Raw genomic sequence first — 12232 nt, 5'->3', positions numbered from 1 at the left:
GTGTTCTGATCAACCATTGATCTTCTCCCCGGTCTTGACGGCGACGCGGACCTTCTTGCCGTCCTGCTCCTCAAAGCGGACGCGGGTCGGCTTGCCGTCGGCGGTCACGTGCGCGACCTTCGAAACGTGCATCGGTGCTTCCTTGCGGATCAGGCCACCCTGCGGGTCACCCTGAGTCGGCTTGGTGTGACGCACGGCGATGTTGACGCCCGATACGACGACCTTGTCGGTCTTCGGCATGGAGACGGTGACTTCACCGGTCTTGCCCTTGTCCTTGCCGGACAGGACGATGACCTTGTCACCCTTCTTGATACGCTGCGACGCCATTACAGCACCTCCGGCGCAAGACTGATGATCTTCATGTGCTTCTTGCCGCGCAGCTCGCGAACGACTGGGCCGAAGATACGGGTGCCGATCGGCTCCTCGTTCTTGTTGACCAGCACCGCGGCGTTGCCGTCGAAGCGGATGACCGTACCGTCTGCACGGCGGATATCCTTGGCGGTACGCACGATCACCGCGCGGTGAACGTCGCCCTTCTTCACACGGCCACGTGGCTGCGCTTCCTTGATGCTGACGACGATGATGTCGCCAACGCCTGCAACACGACGCTTGGAACCCCCAAGCACCTTGATGCACTGCACCCGCTTCGCGCCGCTGTTGTCAGCGACGTCGAGATTGGACTGCATCTGGATCATGGATCCGTATCCCTTCTCTGTCTCTGGGGTCGATACCGACCGAACCCCGCCTAAAAAATCACCCCGCCACGGACGAACCGCAGCGGGGAGGAGCGGCCGCTTAGCCGTTCCCGTTTACGAAAACAAGAGCGCAGGAGGTTTCCCCCCTGCCCTCTTAACTCAAACCCGTCGCCCCAGCGAAAGCTGGGGTATCCCTGTTCGAGCCGATCGCCCTTCACCACAAGATCCCAGCATTCGCTGGGATGACGGGGTTCGGAGCGTACCAGTTCAGCCCTCGGCCGAAGCCCGCTCCGGCGTCGCGTGGGTGTTGACCCGCTCGATCACCTTCCAGGTCTTCAGCTTGGAGATTGGTGCGGTCTCTTCGATCCGCACGGTCTCGCCCTGCTTGAACTCGTTGCTCTCGTCATGAGCATGATACTTCTTCGAGCGACGGATGATCTTCCCGTAGAGCGGGTGCTTCACCTTACGCTCGACGTTCACGACCACCGTCTTGTCGCCCTTGTCGGACACGACCAGACCGGTCAGCACGCGCTTCGGCATGATACGTTCCTTACTTCGCGGCTTCAGCGCTGGTGCGCTGAGCCTGCAGGGTCTTGATGCGAGCGATGTCGCGGCGGACCTCACGAACGCGGCTCGGCTTTTCGAGCTGGTTCGTGGCGGCCTGGAAGCGCAGGTTGAACTGCTCGCGCTTCAGTTCGCCGAGCGACTCCGACAGCTGGTCGTCGCTCTTGGTCTTCATGTCGTCGATACGAGCCATGATCTTACTCGCCTCCCAGATGCGAGGTGTCGCCCAGGCGGGCAACGACCTTTACCTTGATCGGCAGCTTCATGGCCGCCCGCTCGAACGCCTCGGCGGCGATCTTGCCGTCGACGCCGTCGAGCTCGAACAGGATCCGACCCGGCTTGACGCGAGCGGCCCAGTATTCCGGCGCGCCCTTGCCCTTACCCATGCGGACTTCGGCTGGCTTTCCCGAGACCGGAAGGTCTGGGAAGATGCGGATCCACAAACGCCCCTGGCGCTTCATGTGACGCGTGATCGCGCGGCGGGCCGCCTCGATCTGGCGTGCGGTGATCCGGTCGGGTTCCATCGCCTTGAGGCCGTAGGAGCCGAAATTGAGCGAGAAGCCACTCTTGGCATCGCCCGAAATCTTGCCCTTGAAGGCCTTCCGGAACTTGGTCTTTTTTGGTTGCAGCATGTCTGTTCCTGCCCCTTAGCGACGATCGTCGCGCTGCGGCCGCACGCCGGAGGTCTGAGCCTCCATCATGATGCGGTCGTACGACGTCGGATCGTTGCCGAGAATCTCGCCCTTGAAGACCCAGACCTTCACGCCGCAAACGCCGTAAGACGTGTGCGCCGTAGCCTCGGCATAATCGATGTTCGCGCGCAGCGTGTGCAACGGAACCCGACCCTCACGATAGCTCTCCGACCGTGCGATCTCGGCGCCGCCAAGACGGCCACCGCAGTTCACCCGGATGCCCTCGGCACCGAGACGCATCGCCGACTGGACCGCACGCTTCATGGCGCGGCGGAAAGCGATACGACGCTCGAGCTGATCGGCGATACCCTGCGCGACGAGACGCGCATCGACTTCCGGCTTGCGGATCTCGACGATGTTCAGCGACACGGTCGACGACGTCATCTTGCCGATGGTCGAGCGCAGCTTCTCGATGTCCGCACCCTTCTTGCCGATGATCACGCCGGGGCGTGCAGCGAAGATGGAGATGCGGGCCAGCTTGGCCGGACGCTCGATCACCACCTTGGAGATCGCGGCCTGCGGCAGCGTCTTCATGATGAATGCACGGATCTTGAGATCCTCGAGCAGGAGCCGACCATAGTCGGCGCCTTCGGCGTACCAGCGGCTATCCCAGGTACGGTTGATCTGCAGACGCAGACCGATGGGGTTGCTCTTCTGACCCATTATGCTTCTTCCTGCTCGCGCACGACGATGCGCAGACGGCTGAATGGCTTGAGAATGCGGGTCGACTTGCCGCGGCCGCGGGTAGCGAAGCGCTTCATCGTGATCGACTTGCCGACCGAAGCCTCGGCGACGACGAGTGCGTCGACGTCGAGGTTATGGTTGTTCTCGGCGTTGGCGATGGCCGAGGCCAGCACCTTCCGCGCTTCGATCGCCATGCCCTTGGTCGAGAAGGCGAGGATGTTCATCGCATCGCCGACCTTCTTGCCACGGATCAGCGCAGCCACGAGGCCGAGCTTCTGCGCGGAACCACGGATCTGCGTACCGACCGAAAGCGCCTCGTTGTCCGCGACCTTGCGCGGGCTGACTTGCTTAGACATCAGCGCTTGCCCTTCTTGTCGGCGGAGTGGCCGGGGAAGTAGCGCGTGGGCGCGAACTCACCGAGCTTCATGCCGACCATGTCTTCGTTGACCGAGACGGGCACGAACTTGCGGCCGTTATAGACGTTGAACGTGAGACCCACGAACGACGGCAGGATCGTCGAGCGACGCGACCAGGTCTTGATCGGCGAACGCGCGTTGGTGTCCTGGGCGGTTTCTGCCTTCTTGAGCAGATGAAGGTCCACGAAGGGGCCCTTCCAGACTGAACGAGCCATGTTAGCCCTTCCTCTTCGTCGAATGACGCGACCGGATGATCATCTTGTCGGTCGACTTGTTATGACGCGTGCGCGCACCCTTCGTCGGCTTGCCCCAAGGCGTAACCGGATGACGGCCACCCGAGGTACGGCCTTCACCACCGCCGTGCGGATGGTCGACCGGGTTCTTGGCGACGCCGCGCGTCAGAGGACGGATGCCCATCCAGCGCGAACGGCCTGCCTTGCCCAGGTTCTGGTTCTGGTTGTCGGGGTTCGAGACCGCGCCAACCGTCGCCATGCAATCGCTGCGGATGTAGCGCTGCTCGCCCGAGTTCAGGCGGACCATCACCATGCCCTTGTCGCGACCGACGACCTGCACGTACGTGCCGGCCGAACGGGCGATCTGGCCACCCTTCATCGGCTTCATCTCCACGTTGTGGACGATGGTGCCGACCGGCATCTGACCGAGTTCCATGGCATTGCCTGGCTTCACGTCGGTCTTCTTGGCCGCGAGGACCTTGTCGCCGACGGCCAGACGCTGTGGCGCCAGGATGTAGGCGAGTTCCTCGTCCGGGTACTTGACCAGGGCGATGAACGCGGTGCGGTTGGGATCATACTCGATCCGCTCGACGGTGCCCTCGACGTCCCACTTGCGACGCTTGAAGTCGATGTAGCGGTACTTCTGCTTGTGACCGCCGGCGATGCCGCGCGAGGTCACATGGCCCTTGTTGTTACGACCGCCGGTCTTGTGCTTACCTTCGGTCAGCGCCTTGACGGGGCGACCCTTCCAGAGCGACGACTTGTCGACCAGGATGAGACCGCGGCGTGCCGGCGATGTCGGATTATAATGCTTGAGTGCCATGGCCTCAGATCCCCGTCGTCACGTCGATGGACTGACCGTCCTTCAACGTCACGATTGCCTTTTTCATGTCGGAGCGCGAGTAGTTCGTGCCCTTCCACTTCTTGGTCTTGCCCTTCTGGACGAGCGTGTTCACGCCGACGACGTTCACGTCGAACAGCGCCTCGACGGCCGCCTTGATCTCGGGCTTCGTGGCATCGTTCGATACCTTGAACACGACCGCGTTGAACTCCGACAGGGTCGTCGTCTTCTCGGTGATGTGCGGGGCCAGGATAACGTCGTAATGACGATTATCGATGCCCGCCTTCTGCTTCTTAGCCATGGAAGCGCGCCTCCAGCTTTTCGACAGCGGCGCGCGTCAGCACCAGCGTGTCATGCTTCAGGATGTCGTAAACGTTCGCGCCGGCAGCCGGCATCACGTTCACTTCGTACAGGTTGCCCGCAGCGAATGCGAAGCTGGTGTCGACCATGTCGCCGTCGATGACGAGCGCACGCCTGCCGAAGCCGAGCTTTGCGAGATCGCCCTGCAGCGTCTTGGTCTTGCCACCCTCGACAGCCAGGCTGTCCATGATGACCAGCGAACCCGCCTTGGCGTGGCTGCTGAGAGCCATCCGCAGGCCGAGCGAGCGAACCTTCTTGTTTAGCGAGGGGTTGAAGTCACGGACGCGTGCGCCGTGAGCCTTACCACCACCGATGAACACAGGGGCGCGACGATCGCCGTGACGAGCCGTACCGCCGCCCTTCTGGCGACCGAACTTCTTGCCGGTGCGAGCGACGTCTGCGCGCTCACGGGTGCCACGAGCCGTCTCGCGACGCTTCTCGAGCTGCCAGGTGACGACACGGTGCAGGATGTCGGCGCGCGGATCGAGACCGAAGACCTCGTCGTTGAGCTCGATGTCCGCTGCGTCAGTGCCGGCGAAAGATGAAACCTTGATCTTCACGCTCAGCCCTCCTGGCCGTCGGCTGCAGGTGCGTCGGTCGTTTCGGCCGGCGTGTCTGCTGCGGTGTTGCTGTTTGCGGTCTTGAGACCGGCGGGGAACGGCGCGTCGGCGTGGCGCGCGACCTTCACCGAGTCCTTGACGAAGAGCCAGCCGCCCTTGGAACCAGGAACCGAACCCTTGACGAACAGGAGACCACGCTCGACGTCCGTCGATACGATCTCGAGGTTCTGCTGGGTGCGATACTTGTCGCCCATGTGGCCGGCCATCTTCTTGTTCTTGAAGACCTTGCCCGGATCCTGGCGCTGACCGGTCGAACCGAGCGAACGGTGCGAGACCGACACGCCGTGGGTTGCCCGCAGACCGCCGAAGCCCCAACGCTTCATGCCGCCCTGGAAGCCCTTACCCTGGGTCTTGCCCTGGATATCGACGATCTGGCCTGCGACGTAGTGGTCGGCCGAGATCTCGGCGCCGACGTCGAGCAGGCCGTCTGCGTTCACGCGGAACTCATGGACGACAGCCTTGGGCTCCACTTCGGCCTTGCCGAAATGGCCGCGCTGCGGCTTTGCGACATTCTTCGACTTGGCGACACCTGCACCAAGCTGGACGGCAGTGTAGCCGTCACGATCCATTTCGCGAACGGAAACGACCTGATTGCCTTCGAGTGCCAGAACGGTGACCGGCACGTGCCGACCATCTTCCTGGAACAGGCGGGTCATCCCCATCTTCTTCGCGATCACGCCAGTACGCATGATCTTGTCCCTTCCTAGACAGAGGCCCCGTCGGACTATTCCTCGGGGGCTTGCGGACCATGTCCGGAGCGAGCTCCATGATGCGTCCACCTGACCCCATCCCCGGCAAATGCCCTGAATGGAGTCGGTTCAACCCGGTAAATACGAAACGTGCCCCCGTCCCGGGCTGGTGCTCCTGCAAGTGCGGAAGCGTGACGGGGGACGCTGCCCCGTCGGTTTTCACCGACGGCGGTATCCCAATGTAGAGCGGCGCGGGACCATTACCGGTCGACCGCGCCGCGCCAGCCCTTAGGCGAGCTTGATCTCGACGTCAACGCCAGCGGCGAGGTCCAGCTTCATCAGCGCATCGACCGTCTGCGGCGTCGGCTGGACGATATCCAGCATACGCTTGTACGTGCGCACCTCGAACTGCTCGCGCGACTTCTTGTCGATGTGCGGGCCGCGGTTCACGGTGAACTTTTCGATGCGCGTCGGAAGGGGAATCGGACCGCGGATGAGCGCGCCGGTGCGGCGTGCGGTGTCGGCGATGTCGCCAGTGGCCTGATCGAGCACACGGTGATCGAACGCCTTCAGACGAATGCGGATATTGCTGTCCATAGTCCCTACCGATGCGAAAGAGCGGGCCCGTTTCCGGGCTCTTGCTGGTTGATGTTTAAACCGAAGGCGGGCCATTACGGGAGAGTCGGCGAAAACGCAACTGTGAGCGCGGGTTTTTCTACCGACGCAGATCGAGAAGCGAGGACCGACACGATCGCAATTCTCGACATCCCCGATGCATCAGCGCAAAACCGAGCATGTCATCACTTACGCGCTTTAGCCGACGCTGAGGATCCGATGATAGCACCAACGATGGTCAATATGGCCTGACCAATTATCTCTGCGATCTTTCCAACAGATGGCGAACTCCCGGGAATGCAGGCTATTCCCGCAATAATAATAGCGGCAAATATTAAAATCACCATCATCATCAGAGCAAGCACAGCAATGGGGTTATCGCTCTGCCAAGAAATAAAGCTCTCTTTGCCGAACTTCAGCATCACCGAATTCGGAGCCTTGGGAGCCGCAGGATCGCCGTAACGCTGAGGCTCATCGGCAACGGGCGTAGCCGCTACTGGCCCCTTTGGAATGGGTGCGAAGTCCTCCTGCGCGCTCACGGACGAGCAGTCACCAGGGGCGCAAACTCTTCACGGATCAGCTCATTACTAATTGGTGAACTGCGAGATGATGATGCTCGCCAAGTTTTATCCCAGGCACCGTTTTCCCTATGAGTCATATCCGACAGGCCAATGGACGGCATTTGACCATATTGCCGCCAAACGAAATCACGGATTGAAATATACCGGGGGTCATTTTCTGGGGCCGCAGCCGGAACATATGCCCTCTGAATATCACTGTAAGTCTTAGCGTAATCGGTGATTGGCGCTGCGCCATAGTGCTTGAAAGCTTCGTATATGGTGGGATTTACCGGACCAAAGGGCCACGCTTGGAACGACCCTTCTATTAAGGGCACCCCACTTGAGGCTAGGTAATAGCCATGCGCAAAAAAGCTAAGCTTTTGGGCTTTCATGGGATCGACTGGGACTCCATCGCGAAAACCGAGCTCTAAAAACCCATTAGATATGCTGAGGGGATTGTATGGCATTGCAAGTCCTCCTCCAAAATATCGAATACAACGTCAAAATAGAACGAGCGATAGTTTTTAACAGAACCCCGCTCGCCAATCTAGTTGGCCAGAGAAAACTCAAATACAATCCCTGTCTGATATAGGGCCAGATTGTACCGGTTTATCACAAACACGAAAAAGCCCGGCCTCTCTCGCGAGAAGCCGGGCTCTTCGATCACCTCCCGAAGGAGAAGATGCTTACTTGTCGATCTGGCTCACGACGCCTGCACCGACGGTACGGCCGCCTTCGCGGATCGTGAAGCGCTGGCCCACGTCCATGGCGATCGGTGCGATCAGCTTGATGCCGAGCGACACGTTGTCGCCTGGCATGACCATCTCGGTGCCCTCAGGCAGCTCGACGGTGCCGGTCACGTCCGTCGTACGGAAGTAGAACTGCGGGCGGTAGTTGGCGAAGAACGGCGTGTGACGGCCACCCTCTTCCTTCGACAGCACGTACACTTCCGAGTTGAAGTCGGTGTGCGGCTTGATCGTGCCTGGCTTGCAGAGCACCTGGCCACGCTCGACTTCGTCGCGAGCGACACCGCGGATCAGCGCGCCGACGTTATCGCCAGCCTGGCCCTGGTCGAGCAGCTTGCGGAACATCTCGACGCCCGTGACCGTGGTCTTGCGGACGGTCGGGTGGATGCCGACGATCTCGACTTCCTCGCCAACCTTGACGATGCCGGTCTCGACGCGGCCGGTGACGACCGTACCACGACCCGAGATCGAGAACACGTCCTCGATCGGCATCATGAACGGCTTGTCGAGCGGACGCTCGGGCTGCGGGATGTAGTCGTCGACAGCCTGCATCAGCTCGGTGACGGCGTCGGCGCCGAGCTTCTGGTTCGAACCCGACAGTGCGCAGGTAGCCGAACCCTTGATGACGGGGATGTCGTCGCCCGGGAAGTCGTACGAGCTAAGCAGCTCGCGGATTTCCATCTCGACCAGCTCGAGGATTTCCTCGTCGTCGACCAGATCGACCTTGTTCATGAACACGACCATCGCAGGCACGCCGACCTGGCGTGCGAGCAGGATGTGCTCACGGGTCTGTGGCATCGGGCCATCGGTCGCCGAAACGACGAGGATCGCGCCGTCCATCTGGGCTGCGCCGGTGATCATGTTCTTCACATAATCGGCGTGGCCCGGGCAATCGACGTGCGCGTAGTGACGGTTGGCCGTCTCGTACTCGACGTGTGCGGTCGAGATCGTGATGCCGCGCTCGCGCTCCTCGGGAGCCTTGTCGATGTTGGCGAAGTCGACAGCGGTACCGCCGGTCGTCTCTGCCAGAACCTTCGTGATCGCAGCGGTGAGCGACGTCTTGCCATGATCGACGTGACCGATGGTGCCGATGTTGAGATGCGGCTTGTTCCGCTCAAATTTTGCCTTGGCCATTGTTTCCTACCTTCTGATTCGTATTCCGGTGCCACCCCGGGAACCGCGCGAACGCGGCCCAATAGCGGCTGTTAAAGCGTTGCGCCAGCCCCTGCTTGGGGAGAGGCCGACGCGGAGTTAAATTCCGCGTCGTCGAACTTCGGTCATGGACCGAAGCCGGCCGGCCTTTCGGCGTCTTCGAGCCAGGAAAACCTGGCTCGGTGCGCCTCGGGCTTACGCCAGCTTAGCCTTCACCTCGTCAGCGACGTTCTGCGGCACTTCGTCATAGTGCGAGAACTGCATCGAGTACTGCGCGCGACCCTGCGTGAACGAACGGAGCGAGTTCACGTAGCCGAACATGTTCGCCAGCGGGACCATCGCCTCGACCGTCTGCGCGTTGCCGCGGCTGTCGGTGCCCTGGATCTGGCCACGACGGCTGTTCATGTCGCCGATGACGTCGCCCAGGTAATCCTCCGGGGTGACGACCTCGACCTTCATGACCGGCTCGAGCAGCGTGATGCCCGACTTCTGTGCGACTTCGCGCATTGCGCCACGGGCACAGATTTCGAACGCCAGTGCCGACGAGTCGACGTCGTGATACGCGCCGTCATACAGAACGATCTCGAAATCGATGATCGGGAAGCCGACCAGCGAACCCGACGCAGCGGTTTCGCGGAAGCCCTTCTCGATCGCAGGCAGATATTCCTTCGGAATGTTGCCGCCCTTGATCTCGTCCTTGAACGTGATGCCGGAACCGCGCTCGCCCGGCGTGACCTTGACCTTCACGCGACCGAACTGGCCGGTGCCGCCCGACTGCTTCTTGTGCGTGTAGTCGACGTCGACCGGCTTCTTCAGATACTCGCGATATGCGACCTGAGGAGCGCCGACGTTAGCCTCGACCTTGAACTCACGCTTCATGCGATCGACCAGGATCTCGAGATGGAGCTCGCCCATGCCCTTGATGATGGTCTGGCCCGACTCGGGGTCCGACGACACGCGGAACGAAGGATCCTCGCGTGCGAGACGATTGAGCGCGACGCCCATCTTCTCCTGGTCGGCCTTGGTCTTCGGCTCCACCGACAGCTCGATCACGGGCTCGGGGAATTCCATCCGCTCGAGAATGATCGGTGCGTTCATCGCGCAGAGCGTGTCACCGGTCGTGGTATCCTTGAGACCCGCGAGAGCGACGATGTCGCCAGCGAAAGCCTCCTGGATGTCCTCACGACTGTTCGCATGCATAAGCAGCATGCGGCCGACCTTTTCCTTCTTGTCCTTGACCGAGTTGGTGACCTGCGATGCGGTCTCCAGCTTGCCCGAATAGATGCGAGCAAAGGTCAGCGTGCCGACGAACGGATCGTTCATGATCTTGAACGCCAGTGCCGAGAACGGAACCTCGTCCGACGAAGGACGCTCGTCCGGCGTCACGCCGTCGAGCTTCAGACCCTGGATAGCGGGAACGTCGAGCGGCGAAGGCAGATAATCGACGACGGCGTCGAGCAGGGGCTGAACGCCCTTGTTCTTGAACGCCGAACCGCAAACGACGGGGACGAACGCCATGCTCAGCGTACCCTTGCGGATCAGCTTCTTGAGGTCGGCGACGCTCGGCTCGTTACCTTCGAGATAGGCCTCCATGAGGGCATCGTCCTGCTCGACGGCCATCTCGATCAGCTCGCTGCGATACTTCGCGGCCTTCTCGACCAGATCCTCAGGGATCTCGGCATATTCGAACTTGGCGCCGAGGCTCTCTTCGAGCCAGATGATCGCGCGGTTCTCGACGAGATCGACGAGGCCCTTGAAGCCGCCTTCCATGCCGATCGGAAGATACAGCACGGCTGGACGCGCACCGAGACGATCGATGATCGAGTTCACGCAGAAGTAGAAATCGGCGCCGGTGCGGTCGAGCTTGTTGACGAAGCACATGCGCGGCACGCCGTACTTGTCGGCCTGACGCCACACGGTCTCGGACTGCGGCTCGACGCCGGCAACGCCGTCGAAGCATGCAACCGCGCCATCGAGCACGCGGAGCGAACGCTCGACTTCGATCGTGAAGTCGACGTGGCCAGGCGTATCGATGATGTTGATAAGGTGCTCTTCGCCCTTACCTTCTTCGGCGCGCCACTTGCAGGTGGTCGCAGCCGACGTGATCGTGATCCCGCGCTCCTGCTCCTGCTCCATCCAATCCATCGTCGCGGTGCCTTCATGCACTTCGCCGATCTTGTAGGACTTGCCGGTGTAATAGAGGATGCGCTCGGTCGTCGTCGTCTTACCGGCGTCGATGTGCGCCATGATGCCGATGTTGCGGTAACGGTCGAGCGGATGGCTGCGGGCCATGATCGTGCTTCCTTAAGGATATGGGGAGCCGAACGTGCCGGCTCCCCAATATATAGGTGTTTGCATGACAGGCGAAAGACCGCCCGTCACACGGATAGCAATGCTAGGCTTCAAAGCCCGCTGTTACCAGCGGCAGGGAAGCCCGCTGTTACCAGCGGTAGTGCGAGAATGCACGGTTGGCTTCCGCCATCCGGTGCGTATCTTCACGCTTCTTGACCGCGTTGCCACGGTTGTTGGCGGCATCCATCAGCTCACCCGACAGCCGTGCGGCCATCGTGTTCTCGCTGCGCGAACGCGCCGCACCGATCAGCCAGCGAATCGCCAGCGCCTGTGCACGCTCGGGACGAACCTCGACCGGCACCTGGTACGTTGCACCACCGACGCGGCGCGAACGGACTTCGATGCCCGGCTTCACGTTGTTCAGCGCATCGTGGAAAACGCCGATCGGATCGCGCTTGGCGCGGCTCTCGACGGTTTCGAATGCACCGTACACGATCAGCTCTGCGACGGACTTCTTGCCGTCCAGCATGACGCTGTTCATGAACTTCGACAGAACCTCATCCCCGAACTTGGGATCAGGCAGGATGACCCGCTTTTCGGGACGACGACGACGTGCCATTTTGTATTCCTTCTAAACTTCAGCCTTGATGATCGCAAATATGAGCGATCGGCTTACTTCGGACGCTTGGCGCCGTACTTGGAACGCGACTGACGCCGGTCCTTCACACCCTGTGTATCGAGCACGCCGCGCAGGACGTGATAGCGAACACCGGGAAGATCGCGGACACGACCGCCACGGATCAGGACAACCGAATGCTCCTGAAGATTGTGGCCCTCGCCCGGGATGTAGCTGATGACTTCGCGCTGGTTGGTCAGGCGAACCTTGGCCACCTTGCGCAGAGCCGAGTTCGGCTTCTTCGGGGTCGTCGTGTAGACGCGCGTGCAAACGCCACGCTTCTGCGGATTTGCTTCCATCGCAGGGACCTTCGACTTGGCCTTCTGCGGATCGCGGCCCTTGCGGACCAGCTGGTTGATCGTCGGCATTGAAGCCTTCACCTTTCAAGTGGTTACTT

General features: G+C 61.3%; 19 protein-coding genes. All 19 read right to left on the bottom strand.

What is annotated here, in order from left to right; all coding sequences use genetic code 11:
• Positions 1-9: 9 nt before the first annotated feature.
• Positions 10-327 (bottom strand): 50S ribosomal protein L24, encoded by a 318-nt coding sequence (gene rplX, locus AC1ME3_RS10405; protein ID WP_056047623.1) that lies wholly within the window; start codon positions 325-327, stop codon positions 10-12.
• Positions 327-695, bottom strand: a complete 369-nt coding sequence (gene rplN, locus AC1ME3_RS10400; protein WP_031393755.1) for a 50S ribosomal protein L14 — start codon at positions 693-695, stop codon at positions 327-329. Before rplN ends, rplX begins: the two co-directional genes overlap by 1 nt.
• Positions 696-962: 267 nt before the next feature.
• Positions 963-1235, bottom strand: a complete 273-nt coding sequence (gene rpsQ / locus AC1ME3_RS10395) for a 30S ribosomal protein S17 (RefSeq protein WP_031393756.1) — start codon at positions 1233-1235, stop codon at positions 963-965.
• Between the two features lie 10 nt (positions 1236-1245).
• Positions 1246-1452 carry a 50S ribosomal protein L29 gene (rpmC, locus tag AC1ME3_RS10390; RefSeq protein ID WP_055872644.1) on the bottom strand — a complete coding sequence of 69 codons (207 nt, stop codon included), beginning with the start codon at positions 1450-1452 and terminating at the stop codon, positions 1246-1248.
• 4 nt (positions 1453-1456) lie between these two features.
• On the bottom strand, positions 1457-1891 hold the full coding sequence (gene rplP / locus AC1ME3_RS10385; RefSeq protein WP_031393758.1) for a 50S ribosomal protein L16: 435 nt from the start codon (positions 1889-1891) through the stop codon (positions 1457-1459).
• A 15-nt stretch (positions 1892-1906) separates the two neighbouring features.
• A complete protein-coding gene (gene rpsC / locus AC1ME3_RS10380) occupies positions 1907-2614 on the bottom strand; it encodes a 30S ribosomal protein S3 (RefSeq protein ID WP_055872646.1) in 708 nt (235 codons plus the stop codon).
• A complete protein-coding gene (gene rplV / locus AC1ME3_RS10375) occupies positions 2614-2991 on the bottom strand; it encodes a 50S ribosomal protein L22 (RefSeq protein WP_056047621.1) in 378 nt (125 codons plus the stop codon). The genes rpsC and rplV overlap by 1 nt, the downstream gene beginning before the upstream one ends.
• The gene (gene rpsS / locus AC1ME3_RS10370) at positions 2991-3266 is read right to left on the bottom strand and encodes a 30S ribosomal protein S19 (protein WP_031393761.1); all 276 of its coding nucleotides are present in this window, start codon (positions 3264-3266) and stop codon (positions 2991-2993) included. Before rpsS ends, rplV begins: the two co-directional genes overlap by 1 nt.
• Position 3267: 1 nt before the next feature.
• Positions 3268-4107 (bottom strand): 50S ribosomal protein L2, encoded by an 840-nt coding sequence (gene rplB / locus AC1ME3_RS10365; RefSeq protein ID WP_055872649.1) that lies wholly within the window; start codon positions 4105-4107, stop codon positions 3268-3270.
• A gap of 4 nt (positions 4108-4111) precedes the next feature.
• Positions 4112-4426 carry a 50S ribosomal protein L23 gene (locus AC1ME3_RS10360; protein ID WP_056047618.1) on the bottom strand — a complete coding sequence of 105 codons (315 nt, stop codon included), beginning with the start codon at positions 4424-4426 and terminating at the stop codon, positions 4112-4114.
• Positions 4419-5045, bottom strand: a complete 627-nt coding sequence (gene rplD / locus AC1ME3_RS10355) for a 50S ribosomal protein L4 (RefSeq protein WP_480953088.1) — start codon at positions 5043-5045, stop codon at positions 4419-4421. Before rplD ends, AC1ME3_RS10360 begins: the two co-directional genes overlap by 8 nt.
• 2 nt (positions 5046-5047) lie before the next feature.
• Complete coding sequence (gene rplC / locus AC1ME3_RS10350; RefSeq protein ID WP_056060507.1) at positions 5048-5794, bottom strand: 50S ribosomal protein L3; 747 nt, start codon at positions 5792-5794, stop codon at positions 5048-5050.
• A gap of 288 nt (positions 5795-6082) precedes the next feature.
• Positions 6083-6391, bottom strand: coding sequence for a 30S ribosomal protein S10 (gene rpsJ / locus AC1ME3_RS10345; protein ID WP_007406109.1), 309 nt, complete (start codon positions 6389-6391; stop codon positions 6083-6085).
• 203 nt (positions 6392-6594) lie between these two features.
• Positions 6595-6948, bottom strand: coding sequence for a hypothetical protein (locus AC1ME3_RS10340; protein WP_480953087.1), 354 nt, complete (start codon positions 6946-6948; stop codon positions 6595-6597).
• Positions 6945-7436, bottom strand: a complete 492-nt coding sequence (locus AC1ME3_RS10335; protein WP_480953086.1) for a Panacea domain-containing protein — start codon at positions 7434-7436, stop codon at positions 6945-6947. Before AC1ME3_RS10335 ends, AC1ME3_RS10340 begins: the two co-directional genes overlap by 4 nt.
• A gap of 219 nt (positions 7437-7655) precedes the next feature.
• A complete protein-coding gene (gene tuf, locus AC1ME3_RS10330; protein ID WP_031393767.1) occupies positions 7656-8849 on the bottom strand; it encodes an elongation factor Tu in 1194 nt (397 codons plus the stop codon).
• Positions 8850-9062: 213 nt separating this feature from the next.
• A complete protein-coding gene (fusA, locus tag AC1ME3_RS10325; RefSeq protein ID WP_133018721.1) occupies positions 9063-11159 on the bottom strand; it encodes an elongation factor G in 2097 nt (698 codons plus the stop codon).
• A 148-nt stretch (positions 11160-11307) separates the two neighbouring features.
• Complete coding sequence (rpsG, locus tag AC1ME3_RS10320; RefSeq protein WP_031393769.1) at positions 11308-11778, bottom strand: 30S ribosomal protein S7; 471 nt, start codon at positions 11776-11778, stop codon at positions 11308-11310.
• 53 nt (positions 11779-11831) lie between these two features.
• Positions 11832-12203 (bottom strand): 30S ribosomal protein S12, encoded by a 372-nt coding sequence (rpsL, locus tag AC1ME3_RS10315; protein WP_010164594.1) that lies wholly within the window; start codon positions 12201-12203, stop codon positions 11832-11834.
• Positions 12204-12232 lie beyond the last annotated feature (29 nt).

This window comes from Sphingomonas sp. BL2, from assembly GCF_056680015.1.
The sequence above is the reverse complement of the archived record's forward strand: the minus strand, read 5'-3'. Positions and strand labels throughout refer to the sequence as shown.